Origin of the sequence: Lactococcus petauri (genome assembly GCF_002154895.1) — a bacterium.
In the GTDB taxonomy this organism is placed as follows: domain Bacteria; phylum Bacillota; class Bacilli; order Lactobacillales; family Streptococcaceae; genus Lactococcus; species Lactococcus petauri.
The window spans coordinates 145,019-165,349 of the sequence record NZ_MUIZ01000004.1 but is presented as its reverse complement, the minus strand read 5'-3'; the positions used below and the strand labels follow the sequence as shown (position 1 = coordinate 165,349).

The window sequence follows — 20,331 nt, the reverse complement described above, 5'->3', positions numbered from 1 at the left end:
TTCGCTTAGTCACGTAATACTGCTTCTAAAATAGCCATACGAGTGTAAACACCGTTGGTCATTTGTTGGACGATACGGCTTTTCGCACATTCTACTAAGCTATCCGCAATTTCAACATCACGATTTACTGGCGCAGGGTGCATAATAATAGCTGTATCACGCAGTTTTTCGGCACGATCTACGGTTAAACCATAGCGTTCATGATAATCTTCTTTGGAAATAATATCTCCAGCTGTATGGCGTTCATATTGAACACGGAGTAACATATGCACATCAAGTTCTGGGAGGATATCATCCAGATGCGCATAACTACCATAAGCACCGAATTCTTCTTCCTTGTACCATTTTTCAGGTCCAGTGAAATAGATTTGAGCCCCTAATTTCTGAAGCATCATCATATTTGATTTGGCAACACGAGAATGAGTTAAATCACCAGAGATGGCAATTTTTAAACCTTCAAATTTCCCAAATTCTTCGTAAATCGTCATCAAATCCAGCAAACATTGGCTTGGATGTTGTCCGCTTCCATCACCACCATTTACAATGGCACAATGGATATTATCTGAATTAATCAACTGATCGTAGTAATGTTCCTCAGAAGAGCGAATCACACAAACTTCAACGCCAAGTGCGTCTAAAGTTAAAATTGTATCGTACAGTGTCTCACCTTTGCTCAATGCACTTGTTCCAACATCAAATTCAAGCACATCTAAGCCTAATTTACGTTCAGCGATATGGAAAGAGTTATGTGTTCGTGTGCTGTTTTCAAAGAACAGGTTAGAAGTGAAAATTTGACGATTATTTTCAAATTTTGCTGTTCCCTTCTTAAACTCGGAAGCACGTTTGATCAAAGCCATAACTTCTTCTGTTGACAACACTTCCATGCTTGTTAAATGTGACAAGCTTACTAAACCATTTGTTACTGACATTATAGGTCTCCTTTACCCTAATCATGCTCTCTCTGTAGCATGATTTTTAAAAATGTTAATGAACGACTGTGATTTGTCCTTTAAAGAGCAAATCGCTATATTAAGCTTCCTCTGGCAAAACCAGATTAAGCACAATACCAATAATTGTTGCAATAGCTACAGATGAAATTTGTAGATTTTGCGTGATATCAAGAACCATACCTCCGATACCAATAACCAGTACGACACTTGAAATTAACAAGTTACGTTTGATATCAAAGTTGATTTTATTTTCAACAATAATTTTCAAACCACTCGCTGCAATAACTCCAAAGAGGGCGATGGAAGCTCCACCGATAACCGGACTTGGGATAGAAGTTAGCAAGGCTGTCAATTTCCCGATGAAGCTGACTACTACCGCAAGAACAGCGGCGCCAGCGATAACATAGATCGAATGTATCTTCGTAATAGCCATAACACCGATATTTTCACCATATGAAGTTACTGGGGGTGCACCGATGAATGAGGCAATAACTTGTGCTACACCATCACCCGCCAAAGTTCGGTCAAGTCCTGGCTCTTTAAAATAATCCTTGCCGGTCAAGGAATTCAAGACCATGATGTGTCCAAAGTGCTCTGTCATTGTAACAAAGGCAATGGGCGCCATCGTCAAGATTGCTGAAGGATAAAAGGCCCATTTATAACTTAAAAACGGAATTTCCATTGTAGGAAGTGAGAGCCAGCTTGCTTGGGAAACATTTGAAAAGTCCACAATGCTTTGACCAGTTACTTTTCCAATGATGATGGCTGCGATATATCCGGTGACAATACCGAGCAAAATCGGAACTACAGATAGGAAGCCTTTACCATAGATACTGAAAATAACGATTGCCATGACAGTAATCATAGAAATAGCTAAGAAAGGCAAACTATATCCTGTCATCGCTCCTGGATTAGTATACATGGAGTCATTGATAGCTACAGGCGCCAAGGAAAGACCGATGACCATAACGATTGGACCCACAACGATAGGTGGTAAAACTCGGTCAATCCAGCCTTGCCCAGCAAAACGAACAATAATGGCAACAAGTAAGTAAACTAAACCACCGGTTAAAGCCCCTTGAGCAATTGCTGGCATTCCACCTTGCTTCATCAGAAGTTGCATTGCCCCAATGTAAGCAAAACTTGAACCCATGTAAGCTGGGACTTTAAACCGTGTCACCGACATATGTGCTAAAGTTCCTAAACCAGAACTAAGCAGGGCAATTGCAGGGTCGATACCTACGAGTATTGGAACTAAAACCGTTGAGCCAAACATGGCAAAAAGATGTTGGAAAGAAAGGCCAAACCATTGACCGCCTTTTGGTTTTTCGTCAACTTTTAAAAGAATATCTGTATTACTGGACACAATTAAGCCTCTTCTTTCTTAATTAAGATGCTATCTTCACCATCAACTTCTGACATGTTGACGATAATTTCTTCACCTTGGGACGTGGGAATATTTTTTCCAACATAATCCGCACGAATCGGCAATTCACGATGGCCACGATCAACTAATACTGCTAACTGAACACGCGCAGGGCGTCCACGGTCAACTAACCCATCAATCGCTGCACGAATCGTACGACCAGTATAGAGCACGTCGTCTACTAAGACAATGTCTTTCCCTGTAATATCAACGTTAATTTCTGTTGTATCTTCTGTCGCTTTCTTATCATCACGGAATGGACGTGTATCAAGTTCGCCTAAAGGCATATCGATACTTTCCAACTGTGCCAAGCGCTCTTGGATTCGTTGAGCCAAGTACACACCGCGTGTCTTAATTCCGATAAGAACAAGTTTATCCAATTCTTTGTTTCGTTCAATAATTTCATAAGTAATACGTGTAATCGCACGTTTCATTGTGATTTCATCAATGATTTCTTTTTTTGCCATAAAACACTCCAATATAGAAAAATTCCCTAGTCCAAGGGCTAGGGAAGGTATCAGAAAATACTCTATAATATACTTTAATTAAGTTCATTCAAGATTCTGACCTTGCCTGCCTCTCTGGACACACTTAAAGGTTATAGTGATTATAGCAAATCCTTGATTTTTTTGCAAGAATTTACGACAGGTTCCCCTTTTAAAAATAAAATTATTATCAATATACAGAATATTTCCATACTTCGAGTAAATATTTTTGACAAATTAAAGACTTTAATATATTCTTGTACATAAGCTAAAAAACATTTTAACCCAGTAGGAAATAGTTTTCTTGTTCAGAAAGTCGGTGGTTGCTGCGAACCGATCAGAACTATTTGTTGAATTACACTAAAATGAGCTGAGAAAAAATAATAATTGAAATTATAAAGAAAAACACTCGCTGTTTTAAAAATAAGGTGGTACCGTGGAGAAATTCGCCCTTAGCTTCTTAAGCTGAGGGTGATTTTTTTATTTCAAAAGGAGGAAAGATATGAGCTCACAGAACATAAGTTATTTATCCTGTGGAGGAATTATCCGATATTGTTTAACAAAAGTTCATAAACAATTACAAAACACAAGTTAATCTACAAGGAAAAATATATGAAAAAAATAAAACAACCTAGCATGATGGAAGCCTGTCTCATGCTTACTTTAGTCATCGCAACAATTGCCATTTCCGTAATTGGCTTTAAGATTGCACCAAATATTGCCATTTTGTTTGCTATCGGTATTGTCATGATTTACATGTCTGCGAAACGTATGCCCTTTGATGCGATTCATGATGGCATAATCTCCGGAATAAAACCTGGCATCATCCCAATATTTATCTTTATTTTAGTGGGCTCCTTAATTGCTGTATGGATTCAAGCTGGAATCATACCAACTCTGATGGTTCTTGGTTTTAATATTATCAGTGTCAAATGGTTCGTACCTTCAGTCTTCATTGTCTGTGCGATTGTAGGGAGTGCCGTCGGAAGTGCCTTTACCGTGATGTCAACTATCGGTATTGCTTTCTTTGGTATCGGTGCAACGCTCGGACTCAATCCTGCTCTCATCGTAGGGGCTATTGTCTCTGGTGCTGTTTTCGGAGATAAAATGTCTCCACTTTCAGAATCAACAAACCTTACTGCTGCCGTTGTTGATGCGGATTTATTTAAGCACATCAAAAATCTTATGTGGTCGACACTTCCAGCATTTGTGGTTTCTTTAGTCTTATTTGCTATGTTAGGTGTCAGCAATCAAGCAACCAGTTTAGATAAGATTGCTGAAGTCACAAAAGTTCTACATGCTAATTTTTCAATTTCGGCCTGGGCCTTCATTCCTATCCTCCTCATGTTTGTTTGTGCTTGGAAAAAAATCCCCGCTATCCTTACTATTCTTTTGAATATTGGTATCGCTTTAGTAATGATATTTATTCAGAATCCACATACAAAAGTTACTGACCTCGGTTTATTGATTGATTCTGGTTTTAAATCAGCAACAGGAAATCAAGAAATTGACCTCCTACTTTCACGTGGCGGAATTGAAAGCATGATGCCAACAGTATCACTCATCATTCTTACCTTATCTCTTGGCGGTCTCCTCATGAAAACAGGACTTGTTTCGACAGTCATGGACCGGGTTGCACATAAACTGGCCTCACCAAAGAGTTTGATCACAACGACCTTGTTCACTAGTATCGGTGTAAATATCTTTATTGGTGAGCAATTCCTTTCGGTAATTCTTCCTGGTAACGCGTTTAAAGAGGTCTACAAAAGAGCCAATCTTGACCCCGTTGTCTTGGGGCGTACGCTTGAGGATGGCGGAACAGTCATCAACTACCTTATTCCTTGGGGAATTGCAGGGAGTTTCGTTGCCAGTACTTTCGGCGTACCAACTCTGACTTACTTACCTTTTGTCTTCTTTAGTTTATTCTCCCCTGTCTTTTCTCTTATCAGCGCTTTTACCGGCCTTGGGGTTAAAAAGATTTCCAGTATGAAAACTAAAGATGTTGTTTCTACAGCGCAAAGTTTGTAATAAAAAGCCATTAGAGAACTTCTAATGGCTTTTTTTCTTATACAAACACATTTAATATAAGTGCTCCAACGAGCCCAACAATGGCAATTAATGTTTCTAAAAGCGACCATGTTAACAGCGTTTCTTTGACTGTAAGATTGAAATATTCTTTAAACATCCAGAAACCTGCGTCATTGACATGACTAAAGAAAAGGGAGCCTGCGCCTGTAGCGATAACTAACAAAGCCGGATTTGTACCTGTAGCTGCCATTAAAGGTAAAACGAGTCCAGCTGCAGTTAAGGCTGCAACTGTGGCAGAACCCAAAGCTAAACGTAGAACAACAGCAATTAACCAAGCTAAAATCAAGGGTGACAGACGACTACCTTGGAAGATTTGAGCAACTGAGTCACCCACACCACCATCAATAAGGACTTGTTTAAAGGCACCACCACCACCAATAATTAGGAGCATCATGGCAATCTGTTTAATAGAAGCTTCTGCTGATGCCATTAAACGCTTCATTGGAATCTTACGGAAAATACCCATGGTAAAGATAGCGATAAGTAGTGAAAGAAGCATTGCCACATCCGGGCTACCAATAAAAGCAACTATATTATCTAGCGCACTTGGATTTTTTGGTGTTTTGCCTCCATGTGCCACCATCACGTATAAAGTAGAAATGGCCATTAAAAGAACTGGCATAAGTGAGGTAAGCGTTGCTGACAAGAAAGAGGGTGTTTCTTCAAGTCTGAACTCTTTATATTCTCCAACTGTTGACAGATTGCCTTTTCTTGAAAAAGCATCCGGTACCATCTTTTTCGCAAATTTTGTAAAGAGAGGTCCTGCGATGAGAACTGTAGGTACGGCAATAATAAAGCCATAAAGAAGGACTAAGCCCATATTTGCCCCGTAAACACCTGCAATGGCTGTAGGTCCAGGGTGAGGTGGGAGGAATCCATGGGCCACAGACAGAGCTGCAACCATCGGAATACCCAAATAGAGGATTGGAATAGCGAGTTCTGCAGCAATCGCAAAGATAATTGGAATTAAAAGAACCATACCGACTTCAAAGAAAAGTGCGATTCCAATGATAAAGGAAGCTAAAACAACAGCAAGCTGAATCCTTTTATTCCCAAATTTGTCAATCAGCGTGTGCGCAATACGATAGGCACCGCCGGCATCTGAGACCAAGCGGCCAAGCATGGCTCCAAACCCAAAGATAATTCCTAAATGACCGAGCTGCCCGCCAATCCCTGTTTCGATAGAAGTTGGAATCTTTGCTAAATCAATCCCAAGAAGCATCGCAACAATAAAGGAAACGATAACCAGAGAGACAAAAGTATTCAACTTAGCTTTCCCAATCAAGAAAAGCAAGATCAATACTCCGACCAAAACGATAAGTAAATCCATAAAAATCTCCTAACTTTTATTTACGCTGATAGTCAGCTATAACCTTATAACTTTCTTCAAAACTACGGGCCAATTGTACAAAAATGATTGATAATTCTCTATAAGCTTTAAAATTCTTACTGTTAGGTTTGTAGGTTGCATTAGATCCGATCATTTGCTCAACAACACCCAAATCATCAATCAATCCTAAGGCTTTTTCTGCCATTACCACAGCTGCTAAACAGCCTGCTTCCTTGCTTTCTGGCACATTAATTGGTTGTTCAAAAATATCAGCTAAAATTTGTGTCCATAACTCTGAACTGACAAATCCGCCTGTTGCTTGGATTTGCTTTAAATCTCCGGTCACTTCAATCAAACTTAGAGCCACCATGTAAAGATTGAACATTACACCCTCTAAAACGGCGCGGGCCATATGATCCCGATTATGTCCATGGTTTAAGCCAAAGAAGGAGCCTCTGGCATTAGCATCCCAAAGAGGAGCACGTTCCCCGCCCAAATAAGGATGGAAAAGCAGACCTTCTGCTCCCGCCTCTATCTGCGCGGCAATCTCAGTAATTTCGTCAAAGTTTAATTCCTCATCGAAAATTTGATCTCTTACCCAACGGAAAACATCGCCACCAGAGTTAACTGGACCTCCAACTACCCAATGTTCCTTATCCAAAGCATAGGTAAATGTCCGTGCTTTAGCATCAACACGTGGCTTGTCTGTTACCACACGAATCGCGCCTGAAGTCCCAATAGTAATTGCAGCTACTCCTGGTTTAATGGCGTTAACACCAAGATTAGAAAGTGGACCATCTCCTGCGCCCCAGACAAACTTAGTTGTCTCAGGAATGCCCATCTTCTTGGCAAATTCTGAAGGCATTCCCTCTTCAATCTCATAAGGTTCAACGACTTGTGGAAGTTGCTGTTGGGAAACTTTCACGAGTTTTAGAACTTCCTTGTCCCAGTTCAACTCATGAATATTAAAAATTCCTGTTCCAGTTGCAACCGACAAGTCCATCTTGTTCGTTTTAAAGAGACGATAGAAAATATAACCTTTCAAGTCAAGATAGTGCGTTGCATTTTCAAAAACTTCTGGGCGTTCACTTGCTAGCCATAAAAGTTTTGAGAGTGGCGCCATCGGATGAATCGGTGTTCCTGTTCGTTGATAAATTTCAAAACCTTGTCCTGAAGACTTCAGTTCATCTGTAAAAGCAACTGCTCGTGTATCTGCCCACGTAATCACTCTTGTCAAAGGTTGCCACTCTTGGTCAAAAGCAATAAGCGAGTGCAGTTGTGTACTGAAAGATACAGCTAAGAGCTCATCTTCCTCTTCTAGATGAATTGAAACCTCACGAATAGTAATCAAAACAGCTTCGAAAATGTCTTCCAGGGATTCTTCTGCCATTCCTGTCGAATCCCGATGAAGTTTATAGCCATGACTGCTACTAGCCACGATTTCTCCGTCTTTTTTAAAGAGAACTGCCTTGGTTGCAGTCGTCCCTAGGTCAAGACCAATCAAATATTCCATTTTTTCTCCTTACTTTTCTACTACTGCATGTCCACCAAAGCCATTGCGCAAGGCAGCAACAACTTTCCCTGTCATTGTATCTTCTTGTAAACTACGATTTCGCATCATGAGTGAGAGAGCAATGATTGGGGCAGGGACTTCTAAATCTAGACTTTCTTCCACTGTCCATTTTCCTTCACCCGAAGCTGCAACTTTTCCTGCAATATCTTCTAATTTTGGGTCTTGAGCAAACTGTGCTTCAGCCAATTCCATCAACCAGCTACGAATAACCGAACCATGATTCCATAGTTTTGCTACCGCCTCGTAATCATAATCATAAGGTGAAGCTTCCAAAATTTCAAAGCCTTCAGCAATAGCCTGCATCATGCCATATTCAATCCCATTGTGAATCATTTTGAGATAATGCCCGCTCCCTAATTTTCCAGTATAGAGATAACCGTTCTCTTGCGCCAAGGCTTTAAATAGTGGTTCAAGAACTTTCCAAGATGCCTCGTCATCTCCACCAATCATAAAATTTCCGCCAGAACGTGCACCAGCCATTCCTCCCGAAGTTCCAACATCGAAAAAGTGAATCCCCTTCTTTTTAAGTTCTTCATTTTGCTTCAAGTTGTCTTTATAATTAGAATTTCCGCCATCAATAAGAATGTCGCCCGCAGAGAGTTGTTCAGAAAGCTGTTCAATTGTTGAATTTGTCGCTTCTCCGGCTGGCAACATTACCCATACTATCTTAGGACTTGGAAGTTTACTTAAAAGATTTTCCAAGCTATGAGCTGCGGTTATTTTTTCAGAATATTTTTCTGCTTCATGCGCAATCGCTTCATTTTGATCAAAAGCCACCACTTCGATACCATGATCCACAGCATTTTGTACTAAGTTGTAGCCCATTTTTCCAAGACCGATTATTCCAAATTTCATTATATCTACTCTCCTTAAATTATCTGTCAATATTTTGATAACGCTTTCTTTTATTATAAGTAATTATTTTTCATTTGTCAACAATTTAAATGTAAATGTTTTTCTGTTAAAAGATGCACAAAAAAACCTTACTCCGATTGAAGTAAGGTGGTTTGTAATTTATTTAAGTTTAGCAACAAAGGCTTCATAAGGTTTGAGGACAATTTCTTCCACATTATCAATAGCCTCAGAATAGTTATGAATTACTTCCTCTTTTACTTCATATGAGGAAGAAAATTGATTTTCCTTAGTACTGAAATTAGCCACAATTAACCAGTTTTCACCTTTGTAAGATCGAATATAAGCAAAAACTTCTTCTGCTGTATTTTTAATTAGCTTGAATTCGCCCCAGACGATGATCGGGTTTTCTTTACGTAAAGCAATCAACTTTTGATAAGTGTAAAAGATGGAATTTTCATCCTCTAAGGCTGCCTCTACATTAATTTTTTCATAGTTAGGGTTAATGGCTAACCAAGGATGGCCTGCACTAAATCCAGCTGATTTTTCATTGCTCCATTGCATCGGTGTACGTGCATTGTCACGTCCCTTTGCGTTGATTGACTGAAGAATATCCTCCTTACTGTAACCTTCCTCCAATCTCTCAAAATACATATTTCGACTTTCAATATCATCAATTTGTTCAATATCATTTACAGGTTTATTGGTCATGCCAATTTCTTCTCCTTGATAAATGTACGGAGTTCCTTTCATCATATGTAGGAGAATAGCTAGCATTTTAGCCGATTCTACACGGTATTCTTTATCATTACCCCAACGTGAGACAATCCTTGGCAGATCATGGTTATTCCAAAAGAGTGAATTCCAGCCTTCATTTCCTAATTCTGTTTGCCATTTACTAAAGACCTCCTTTAATTTTGGAATCTCTAGTGGCATCAAATCCCACTTGGTTTTTCCTTCAGCTTCATCTAAACCGATATGTTCAAATTGGAACACCATCGAGAGCTCTTTATTGGCTGGGTTAGAATATTGTTTCGCAATTTCAGGTGTTGCGCCCCAAGTTTCTCCTACAGTCAGCAGATTTTTATCACCAAAAGTCGCCTGATTCATCTCCTTCAAATAATCGTGTAATTTTGGTCCATTTCCTGTAATACCTTGATTTGGTTGCTTCCCAATCAAATCGATGACATCCATACGGAAACCTCCGATACCTTTATCTATCCAAAAGTTCATCATCTCATAAATAGCTTGGCGGAGTTTTTCATTTTCCCAATTGAGATCCGGTTGCTTCTTGCTGAACAAATGCAAATAGTATTGCTCTACAACTTCATCCCATTGCCAAGCAGGGCCTCCGAAGATTGACTTCAAATCATTAGGCAAACTGCCATCAGATGGTGCATCTCTCCAGATATAATAGTCGTGGTAGTTATTTTCTTTAGATTTTCTTGCTTCAATAAACCATGGATGCTCATCGCTGGTATGATTAACAACTAGATCCATAATAATTTTGATACCACGTTTATCTGCTTCAGAAATAAGTATTTCCATGTCTCTCATTGTGCCAAATTCGTCCATAATAGACTCATAATCTGAAATATCATAACCATTATCATCATTGGGAGACTGATAAACAGGACTAAGCCAAATACCACCAATACCTAGCTCAGCAAGATAATCTAAGCGCGAAATAATACCTTTAATATCGCCTATACCATCTCCATTACTGTCTTGAAAACTTCTCGGATAAATCTGATACATCACAATTTTTTGCCACCAATTTTGTTGATTCATTATTTATTTCCTCTTTTTTCATTTTTTACGCAAGCGGTTGCTTAAAAATATGATAGCATTTTTAAACAAAATGAGCAACAAAAAGGTAAAGAATATTTTTTATCACGTGAGGTATCATTTCTTCAAAGCTAATAAATGTGCGTATTCTAAGTCATATTTTACTAAATCAAGTCCGAAAATTTTTTCTTGCTTTTCTAAATCATATACAAGAAGATTTTTCCAAGTTAAAATCCAAACTTTGCCGTCTTTATCAAAGTCGACATTAATTAGCATGTCTTCTGTAGAATAGTTCTCCATGAGTGATTCATCAAGTACTAACCTCCGAATTTTTTGGCTATCTATGTCGTAGAAACTTATTATCATTGAGGTATCAAAACTGTCATTCGCATGACTAATGGCTAAAGTTTTTTCATCATTAGATACTGCTATTTTATGTGGTTCATCTTGCCCCAAGCTAACTTCCTTACGTGCCAAACTGTCTTTATCAAGGATAACTAATTTATCTTGTGGAGTCGGTTCATAAGGATTGCTCTTCAAGCGATTCCCTCTATTGGTCAGGTAAAATTTATTTCCTATTAGTTTTATATCCATAAAGCCTTCTGAGTTTGCTACATTAGGACTTGCATTGGTGATTAACCTTTCATCTACTTTCGTTAAATTGTTTTTATCAAAAGTCACAAGATTGTTGTGTGTATACTTTTCCCCCTCATTCGTCACATTATTCAAAACATAAAGATAATGCTCATCGGTTGCTGCAGCAGGCATCACGTTGTCAGCTGTATCTGGGAATTTATACTGTTTTTTTAGTGTTTTCGACTTATCATATTTATGAATAGATCCTCCCTTATATTGACTGGTCATAGGATAGTAAAAATTTCCATCAAATCCCGCACCTGTGATTGGCCCTTCAGGATATTCTGCTTTTGATAATCTTCCTTTTTGAAGATCTAAACTGACTACTGTTTGCTGCTCACTAGAAAAAGGACCTGATGTAAAATCTTCAAAGACAAAGAAATGATTATTTTTAGAATCAGGTTGCAGATTATGGGTTGCGGTCTGCTCTCCTAGCTTTACTTTGTCTTCTGAGCGTTTATTTACCCCTTTATCTGTCCGCTCAAAACCTACAATCTTTTTGGACGACATGATATAAAAGTCAGTTTTTTTACTCGTTTTAAAGGTTTGTTCTCCTTTAGGGAAGCTTCTATAGACTAAAAAGACCGCACCAAGCGAGAGTAAAACAGTAGCTAGGACTAGTAGTATTATTTTTTTCATTGTCTGGTAGACATCCTTATTTTGCGCGATAAATCAACTGGACTTTATTATTATAAAGCAACTCGGAAGGATGGATAGCACGTGCACCTGGGATATCGTAAGCGGAGGTATTGAGATTAACCTTGGCAACATCCATATAGGCTGCCCAAATCAGCTGCGAGCAGTAAAAGCTGTTTCTATTATTAGTTTTATAGAAATTATAGTTATAGGGCTTGCCTACCTGTCTCCCCGCCCAATGCCCCGCATGCCAATCTTGTGAGACAGTCGTTGACTTTACACCTGTTTGCCAGACATTATATTTGCCTACTGTTCCACGACCTTCAAAGTTATATTGAAGCTTAACCCCTGTTTTTGGGGAAGATTCTGCAGTAACCCATGATTTTTGTGGCGCTACTATTCCCGCATGCCAGCTTCCAGAAATTCCATTGTTTGTCACAGCGATAACGCCATCACGCCAAGTCCATCTGCCATGTCGCGCACGTGTTCGCTCTGTCTTATCCGGAACTACTGATAAGTTATCGATCTTTTCCATGATCTTATTTTCTTTCATTTCTTGATCAACCATCTTGAGATACATCTCTTCCAGTTCTTTTTCCATTTTTCTTGTTTCATCAGAATTTGCGGAACGACTGCTTCTTTCTAATTTCTTTACATGTTCTTCCATTCTTTCTTTCAAGTTATCCAGAGATTCGGCTTTGGCTTGACCAACTCCCAAACCTCCTAACCCTAGCAAAGCAACTCCCATTAGTCCAATAGACAACTGTGTTTTCTTCCTCGCCATACGTTTCCTCTTTTCTAATAATTTTTCTTTCATCTTAACATAGTTTTCCTATTCACAATTTTTCGCTTGAGTTAAGAAAAATTAAATCATCGAAATATCCTGTATCTTGCAGAAATGCTTTAAGCTTTCGCAATCAACACAAAGACACCTCAATAAAATAGAAAAACTCCTGAACTATTAAGTTCAGAAGTCAATTTCAAATTGCCAAAAGAAATTTTTATCAAAGATCAAAAAAAGTCGCTTAAGCGACTTTTCTGGAGATTTTCTTACAAATCGTTGATGTCGAAGTCTTCACCAAGGAAGTCTGCGAGTGAGAAACCTTCTTGAGTTTCTGGAAGATCGTAGCTTGGTTTAGCTGCTTTACGTGGAGCACGTGGTTTACGGTCACGTTTTTCGCCATCTTCGTTATTACGAGCTGGGCGAGCTGGAGCTTCTTCCAATGCTTTGATTGAAAGTGAGATACGTTCTTCTTCAGGCTTCACGTCGAGAACTTTTACGTTCACAACTTGACCAACTTTAAGTACGTCTTTTGGATTTTCAACACGTTCCCAAGAGATTTGTGAAACGTGAACAAGTCCTTCAACGCCTGGGAAGAGTTCAACGAATGCACCAAAGTCAGTGAGACGTTTAACAGTTCCTTCAACAGTTGAGCCAACTGGTGCTTTTTCTTCAACTTGTTCCCATGGGCCAGCTTGTGTAGCTTTAAGAGAAAGTGAAAGACGACCAGCTTCTTCATCAAGTTTCAAGATTTTAACTTCAACTTTATCACCAGGTTTTACAACGTCTGATGGACGTTTAACACGGTTGTGGCTAAGTTCTGAAACGTGAACAAGTCCGTCAATACCACCAAGGTCAACGAATGCACCGAAGTTAGTAACACGTGAAACAGTACCTTCAACGATATCGCCTTCGTTCAATTGAGCAAAAGCTTCTTTACGCATTTCGATAGTTTCAGCTTCAACTACAGCACGACGGCTAAGGATGAAGCGGTTTTCAGAAGCGTTGATTTCGATAATTTTAGCTTCAATTTCTTGACCAACAAATTTCTTAGTATCTTTAACGAAGTATGTATCAATCATAGACGCTGGGATAAATCCACGAACACCGTTATAGTCTACTGAAAGTCCGCCTTTAACGTCTTTAGTAACTTTAACTGTAAGGATTTCGCCTTCTTTACCTTCAAGTTCAGTCCAAGCTTTACGAGCTTCAAGACGTTTCAATGAAAGAAGGTATACATTTGCACCTTCAGCATCTTTACCAACGATTTGTTTAATAACAAGCAAATCAAGAATATCACCAGGTTTTACGAATGTATTGATATCAGCATCACGGTCGTTTGTGATTTCGCGAAGTGTAAGGACACCTTCAACACCTGTACCAACGATAGCAACTGTTGCTTGCCCGTTTTCGATAGTAAGGATTTCACCCTTTACGACGTCACGTACTTTAACGTCCTCAACGCTGTTTAACAATGTTTCAAATTCATTCATTTGTAAAAAAATTCCTCCAACAATTTGACTGTCTACAGTCTTATGACTTAGTATATCACAACTATGAGAGAAATGAAAGCTTTTTAATACTTTTTTTCTTCTTTTTTATAAAGAATACCTTTAAATTGTCTAAAAGTTTATTTCGACTTGTCTTTACAGTATTTAGCGCTAAAAAAATTAAGCCATTACAGCTTAATTTTCGTGATAGAAAACGTTTTCTTTTATTTGCTCTGAAGGGAGTACTGTTTGCGCAAATAAGAGACGATTTTTACTTGTATCACTCGGATCTGCTATATCTGAAACGACAACCGTGCCATCTTCTTGAAGCGTAGGAATCGGTTTTCCTGCTGGATAAAAATATAGTTTTGCTGAATGTCTATTGTCCGTCATAATATAAGGAATTCCGTAGTTATCATAACCACCTTTTATCATATAATATTCACGCTTACCAAAAAGAAATCGTGACCCATCGATTTCGTAATTCACACCACGCTCACTTGCCCATTTACCTTGTATACTTGAGTAATCTCCTTGAGCTATCTGCGCAACGAGTTGATCTGTGGTTCCTTCTTGATCAAAACTTGGTCTCAACCATGGAAGTGCGATATTGTCAGCTAATAGTTTGCTTTGTTCTTTGTAATTTGTACTCCAAATAAATGCGAGGCTCGTTAACAATACTAATGCAAGTAAAACAATATTTCCTTTTCCAATTTTTTTCATATCCGTACCCTTAAATAAGTTTTTGATTATAAATAAATTATAACAAATTTAAAATTTAATCAAAAATAAAACGCGGGTTGCCCCACGTTTCTCTTATTTTATTGGTATTGCATAATTTGGCCGTTTTTATAAGCAAAGTCAATCAAGGCACCGCCGAGACATTCATCACCATCATAAAAAACAACGGCTTGTCCTGGAGTGATGGCACGTACAGGTTCATCAAATTTGACAGCAACTTTATCTCCCTTAACAGAGATTGTTACTCCTGTATCTTCTTGACGATAGCGGAACTTGGCTGTACAATGCATTTCAAATTCTTCTGGCATTGGACGAGTAAAGCTCAATTCACTGGCAGTTAAATTATCAGAATACAAATGTTCATGATGGAAACCTTGTCCAACATAGAGTGTATTTGTACTAAGATCTTTCCCTACTACAAACCACGGATCACTTGTTGTTTGACCATGTTGACCGCCAATTCCCAAACCACCACGTTGACCAATGGTATAATACATGAGTCCTGCATGAGTTCCCATTTCTACACCATCTAATGTCATCATTTTCCCTGAAGTTGCAGGAAGATAGTTTGTCAAAAATTCTTTAAAATTCTTTTCACCGATGAAACAGATCCCAGTCGAATCTTTTTTCTTTGCTGTCGCAAGTCCTGCACGTTCAGCAATTGCACGTACTTCCGGTTTTTCCAAATGACCAAGCGGAAACATTGTTTTCTTCAGTTGGGCTTGTGACAATTGACTTAAGAAATAAGTTTGATCTTTATTATTATCCACACCACGAAGCATATGAACTGTGCCATCTTCATCTGTTGTTACACGTGCATAGTGACCTGTTGCTACATAATCAGCTCCGAGTTCCATTGCGTAATCAAGAAAAGCCTTAAACTTAATTTCTTTATTACACATAACATCTGGGTTAGGTGTACGGCCTGCACGATATTCCGCCAAGAAATACTCGAATACACGGTCCCAATATTCTTTTTCAAAGTTGACAGAATAGTAAGGAATACCGATTTGATCCGCTACTGCTGCTACATCTTTGTAGTCTTCTGTAGCTGTACATACACCATTTTCGTCAGTATCATCCCAGTTTTTCATGAAAACACCAACGACATCGTAACCTTGTTCTTTCAGCATTAAAGCTGTAACTGAACTATCGACGCCACCAGACATACCGACAACGACTCTTGTTTTTGAATTATCCATTATTTGTTCACCATCTCTTTCTATTTTTATTAGATTTCCTATTTTTCTTTAGAAAAACAAAAAAGCTTACATTCAGTTGAAGGCTGAAGTAAATAATAGGTAACGATTTATTATACCAGTTTTTTCCAGAAATAAATAGACTGTGAAATGCTATAATAGAAATATGATTGAACACACAGATAATCCTTTAATTTTTAACATGGAAATCAATAAAAATAAATACGCAAACCTTGCTGAAACAAAGCGAGTTTGTCCTTTTTGCGATACACCCAATCTCAAAGATATTTTGGACAGACAAGGGCCCAAAATTTGGCTTAAAAACAAATTTCCCACTGTCGAAAATTCTTTGATGACTGTGATTATCGAGTCAGATAAACACCTCGGAGATGTCTCTACCTACTCTGTTCAAGAAAATAGAGAAGTCTTTCGGTTTGCTTTTGAATGTTGGCAGAAGCTATTGGATAATCCCCAATATAAATCAGTACTTATGTTTAAAAACTTTGGCCCCCATTCTGGCGGAACATTACGTCATCCACACATGCAGATTGTTGGCTTGGAAGAGGCCGATGGTTATGAACATATCTCTCCTGAAAATTTTGAAGGTGTAACACTTAAAGAAAATAGTGTCGATATTACAATCTCTACTCGTCCGATTATGGGATTTGTGGAATTTAATGTTATCATTTCCCAACTTGAATATATCGATCATTTGGCTGATAAGGTTCAGCTCATTACACAGTATTTACTGAATGACTATATGAACGGACGCTGTGATTCTTACAATCTTTTTTTCTACAAAATGCCGGACAGCCAGCGTTATATTTGTAAGATTGTACCACGGTTTATCACTTCTCCTTACTACATCGGCTATAAAATACCTCAGGTCAACAAAGACAATCGCTTAGAAGAAATCGCAAAAGAGTTAAAAGCAAAGCTGGACTAGTCCAGTTTTGCTTTTATAAATAAGAAATTAGGTTATAATAAGTGTATGTTTGATTTTATCAAGAAAAATATTTGGCTAATGCTCGGAAGTTTTATCCTCCCTGCTGGACTACTTGCGGTAGCTTTTGCCTTCCTCGGTATTTATTGGGGAAGTGACACTTCTATCCTCGCTGGTGATGCATATCATCAATATGTTGCTATTCACACGCTTTATCGGGATATTCTCCATAATAGTAACTTAGGCTTTCTCTATACTTTCACGAATGGTTTGGGGCTAAACCTTTATGCTTTTTCTGCTTACTATATGGGAAGTTTCTTCATGCCCCTTACTTATTTTTTCAATGTCCATACTATGCCAGATGCACTTTATCTGATTACACTTTTAAAGTTTGGAACGATTGGTCTCTCAAGTTTTGTTGCATTGAAAAACATGTATAAATCCATCCCCTCTCTTATCACGCTGGCATTATCCACATCTTTCACCCTGATGAGCTTCTTAACGAGTCAAGTTGAAATTATCATGTGGCTCGATGTTTTCATCTGGCTTCCTCTCATCATGTGGGGCTTGCACGGACTTCAAGATTTCGGCAAGCGTAAACTGTATTACATCAGCTTAACCCTTCTATTCATCCAAAATTACTATTTTGGCTTTATGGTTGCAATTTTCTTAGTGTTATATTTTATAGCACGTTCAACATTTACCAAGTGGTCATGGAAAAAGTTTTTTGATTTTGCGATTACTTCTATATTGTCTGCTGTAACAAGTTTAGTTATGCTTCTTCCAATGTATCTTGATTTGAAAGCAAATAATACTCAAGCTGTTTCCCAGATCAATGATTTTTGGACACAAAATTCTGCCGTTTTTGATCTTTTTTCTAAAAACTTTGTGGGAGCCTATGATACAACACAGTATAATGCTGTCCCAATGATTTATTTAGGACTCATCCCCTTCCTTCTTGCTCTTACTTTCTTCTTCCTTCCTCAAGTGAAATGGCGGACCAAAATAGCTTTTGGTGCCCTACTTGCATTTCTGACTGCCTCTTTTTATCTGCAAGTTTTAGATTTGGCGTGGCAAGGGATGCATTCTCCAAACATGTTTTTACATCGTTACGCTTTCCTTTTCTCTCTTCTCATTTTACTTATGGCCTGTGAAGTTCTCACTCGCTTCAAGTCTTTAAAACTTTGGATGACTATAGTCCCCTTTGTGCTGCTTTCCCTTGGTTTTATTGCTGCTGCTTTACTCGGAGATTATGCTTATCTCGATACGCTACAGCTTGCTCTGACTCTGCTCTTTGCCTTGGCTTATTTCTTGGTTCTTCTTACCTTCTTTAAAAAATGGCTCCCTTGGAAAGTTTTAGTTGCCATCCTTGCTTTGTTCATGTGTGCAGAAGCAGGTTTAAATGGATACTACCAGCTTGCAGGAGTTAAGAAAGAATGGAATTTTGCAAGCCGAGCTTACTACAATACCCAAACAAAATTCATTCAACCTCTCGTCCAAAATGTAGTCGAACGTTCTGGAGATACCTTTGTGCGTACAGAAAACACGGTCCCCGATACGGCAAATGATGGTATGAAATATAATTATAATGCCTTATCGCAGTTTTCTTCTGTCCGTAATAGTAATTCAAGCCGGGTCTTAGGACTTTTAGGGTTTCATACAGACAGCACCTTCCTTAATCTCCGCTACCCTGAAAACACGTTACTCATGGATTCGCTTCTTTCCATTAATTATAATATCAATCAATTTCAACCTGAGAAATACGGTTTTAAGCAAATAAAACCTTCTTTATTTGAGAATCACAATGCACAATCGGTTGGAATATTTGTAAAAGATGGTTACCAAGATGCAGCTCTGAGCAGTTCAGAAAGAGCAACAATCAGTAATCAAGAAGCCTTTCTCCATCAATTGACGCATAGTAAAGAAAAATATTTCACGCAGATTTACCCAGACTCAGAAAACAGTAACAGTACGATAAACGGTGGGAAAGAACAAGTTACACTGATTCGTAAAGTCGAAGAAGACGGCGGCGTCTCAGTGACCTATGAGCTTACCGTACCCGCACATAGTCAAGCCTATCTTGAGTTACCTAATGTAAGCTACATTAATGATAATTCAAAAATGACTACGATTACGATTCATTCAGGAAAAAAAGTTCTTCATTCTTATAATGTCAATAGTAAAGATGTTGGTAACTTTTATAATTTGGGAACTTCTGAAAAGGAAACAAAACTAACAGTGAGTGTTTCCTTCCCAGAAAACTCACAAGTTTCCTTTGGCATAACAAGATTTTGGGCTTTGGATAACACCAAATACCAAGCAGCTATGGATACTCTAAAGCAGACACAGGTGAAAACCGAACAAGTAAAAAACGGACTTCGTTTGACTTATAATAGCAATACCTCTGGTGATCTTTTCCTCACATTACCTTATGATAAAGGTTGGTCAGCCAAACTGGATGGACATTCCGTAACCTTAGATAAAGCACAAGAAGGTTTCATGAAAGTTACTGCCCCTAAAGGTGAACATATTATCGAACTTACTTTCTTCCCTCAAGGCTTAAAAGCAGGGATAGCATGTTTTATAGGTGGAATCGCTCTCTTTGCTCTTTATGATTACTTAAATAGAAAAAAACAGCTTTAAGTGCTGTTTTTTTCTATTTAACTTTAATGCTGGCGAATCAAAGTATTCTTGAAAGAATATTTATCCGCACGATAATAAGAAATATCGTATAAGATAGGTCGAGCGTCTAAAGCAAAAGCCGTGGAGTGCACGCGGAAAACTGGACTGTTCACTTTCACTTCCAGTAACTGAGCAAGTTCCTCTGTAGCCAGAATCGCCTCAATTTCTTGGTGCGAATAGCCAATTTCTATTTTTTTCTCAATCATGGAAAACAAGGATCCAGTCAATTCTTTCTCAGTTGCTCCTGTGATTAATTGTTCTGCAAAATAGAGTTTTTCTAAAGTCATGGGTTCATTATCAAGCAAACGCAATCGCTGTAATTCCACCAGTTCTGCTGTGGTGTTCAGTGCTTTTACAACTTCCTCTGGCACTTTCTTCAATTTTTTGAAATTTAGTAAACGTGTTTGCCCAACTTTTCCCATAGCCTCTGCTGCTTCGGTAAAGGACTTCAAACCCATACCTCCACTTTGAATCTTGGGTTGTTCAATCACATAGGCGCCTTTTCCTTTTTTCTTGATTACAATTTGTTTCGTCATCAAATCTTCCATGGCTTTACGTACGGTTAAGCGACTCACGCCAAACTCCAATGCCAAATCGTATTCGGATGGAAGTTTTTGAGCAGATACATAAGTGCCCTGCTCAATTCTTTTTTCTATTTCTTGAGAAACAACTAAAAACTTTGCTTTGCTTTCTTTTCGTTCAGTATTCATTACCTTTATTTTATCACGCTT

Annotated in this window: 16 protein-coding genes; 3 read left to right on the top strand and 13 right to left on the bottom strand. The window is 38.4% G+C overall.

The annotated features are described in order from the left end of the window. Positions 1-5 precede the first annotated feature (5 nt). From BZZ03_RS07470 to pyrR, 3 genes are all read right to left on the bottom strand, one after another. Positions 6-929 (bottom strand): aspartate carbamoyltransferase catalytic subunit, encoded by a 924-nt coding sequence (locus BZZ03_RS07470; RefSeq protein ID WP_019293123.1) that lies wholly within the window; start codon positions 927-929, stop codon positions 6-8. A gap of 100 nt (positions 930-1,029) precedes the next feature. Next, positions 1,030-2,316, bottom strand: a complete 1,287-nt coding sequence (locus tag BZZ03_RS07465) for a uracil-xanthine permease family protein (protein ID WP_017369180.1) — start codon at positions 2,314-2,316, stop codon at positions 1,030-1,032. 2 nt (positions 2,317-2,318) lie between these two features. Then, complete coding sequence (pyrR, locus tag BZZ03_RS07460) at positions 2,319-2,843, bottom strand: bifunctional pyr operon transcriptional regulator/uracil phosphoribosyltransferase PyrR (RefSeq protein WP_086582907.1); 525 nt, start codon at positions 2,841-2,843, stop codon at positions 2,319-2,321. 630 nt (positions 2,844-3,473) lie between these two features. On the opposite strand from pyrR, the gene nhaC reads away from it, so the two are divergent. Then, positions 3,474-4,889 (top strand): Na+/H+ antiporter NhaC, encoded by a 1,416-nt coding sequence (gene nhaC, locus BZZ03_RS07455; RefSeq protein ID WP_086582906.1) that lies wholly within the window; start codon positions 3,474-3,476, stop codon positions 4,887-4,889. Positions 4,890-4,926: 37 nt separating this feature from the next. Here the strand turns inward: nhaC and BZZ03_RS07450 are convergent, their stop codons facing one another. The 9 genes from BZZ03_RS07450 to mnmA form a co-directional block, all read right to left on the bottom strand. After that, entirely contained in the window at positions 4,927-6,279 is a 1,353-nt protein-coding gene (locus tag BZZ03_RS07450; RefSeq protein ID WP_004256283.1) for a gluconate:H+ symporter, read from the bottom strand. A 16-nt stretch (positions 6,280-6,295) separates the two neighbouring features. Continuing rightward, entirely contained in the window at positions 6,296-7,792 is a 1,497-nt protein-coding gene (gene gntK, locus BZZ03_RS07445) for a gluconokinase (protein ID WP_086582905.1), read from the bottom strand. A gap of 9 nt (positions 7,793-7,801) precedes the next feature. After that, complete coding sequence (gnd, locus tag BZZ03_RS07440) at positions 7,802-8,707, bottom strand: phosphogluconate dehydrogenase (NAD(+)-dependent, decarboxylating) (protein ID WP_004256279.1); 906 nt, start codon at positions 8,705-8,707, stop codon at positions 7,802-7,804. Between the two features lie 159 nt (positions 8,708-8,866). After that, a complete protein-coding gene (locus BZZ03_RS07435; RefSeq protein WP_086582904.1) occupies positions 8,867-10,495 on the bottom strand; it encodes a glycoside hydrolase family 13 protein in 1,629 nt (542 codons plus the stop codon). Between the two features lie 114 nt (positions 10,496-10,609). Next, positions 10,610-11,767, bottom strand: a complete 1,158-nt coding sequence (locus BZZ03_RS07430; RefSeq protein ID WP_086582903.1) for a YncE family protein — start codon at positions 11,765-11,767, stop codon at positions 10,610-10,612. 16 nt (positions 11,768-11,783) lie between these two features. After that, positions 11,784-12,581, bottom strand: coding sequence for a YiiX/YebB-like N1pC/P60 family cysteine hydrolase (locus BZZ03_RS07425; RefSeq protein WP_086582902.1), 798 nt, complete (start codon positions 12,579-12,581; stop codon positions 11,784-11,786). A 233-nt stretch (positions 12,582-12,814) separates the two neighbouring features. Further along, positions 12,815-14,038: a 30S ribosomal protein S1 gene (rpsA, locus tag BZZ03_RS07420; protein ID WP_004256275.1), complete on the bottom strand. Its 1,224-nt coding sequence runs from the start codon at positions 14,036-14,038 to the stop codon at positions 12,815-12,817. 192 nt (positions 14,039-14,230) lie between these two features. Then, positions 14,231-14,758 (bottom strand): hypothetical protein, encoded by a 528-nt coding sequence (locus tag BZZ03_RS07415; RefSeq protein ID WP_086582901.1) that lies wholly within the window; start codon positions 14,756-14,758, stop codon positions 14,231-14,233. 98 nt (positions 14,759-14,856) lie between these two features. Then, positions 14,857-15,981, bottom strand: coding sequence for a tRNA 2-thiouridine(34) synthase MnmA (mnmA, locus tag BZZ03_RS07410; protein WP_029343388.1), 1,125 nt, complete (start codon positions 15,979-15,981; stop codon positions 14,857-14,859). Between the two features lie 160 nt (positions 15,982-16,141). On the opposite strand from mnmA, the gene BZZ03_RS07405 reads away from it, so the two are divergent. Next, complete coding sequence (locus tag BZZ03_RS07405; protein ID WP_086582900.1) at positions 16,142-16,921, top strand: DUF4931 domain-containing protein; 780 nt, start codon at positions 16,142-16,144, stop codon at positions 16,919-16,921. Positions 16,922-16,966: 45 nt separating this feature from the next. Continuing rightward, positions 16,967-19,561, top strand: a complete 2,595-nt coding sequence (locus tag BZZ03_RS07400; protein WP_086582899.1) for a YfhO family protein — start codon at positions 16,967-16,969, stop codon at positions 19,559-19,561. A 23-nt stretch (positions 19,562-19,584) separates the two neighbouring features. On the opposite strand, the gene BZZ03_RS07395 is transcribed toward BZZ03_RS07400, so the two are convergent. Continuing rightward, positions 19,585-20,310, bottom strand: a complete 726-nt coding sequence (locus BZZ03_RS07395) for a GntR family transcriptional regulator, LSA1692 subfamily (protein WP_086582898.1) — start codon at positions 20,308-20,310, stop codon at positions 19,585-19,587. Positions 20,311-20,331: the final 21 nt, after the last annotated feature.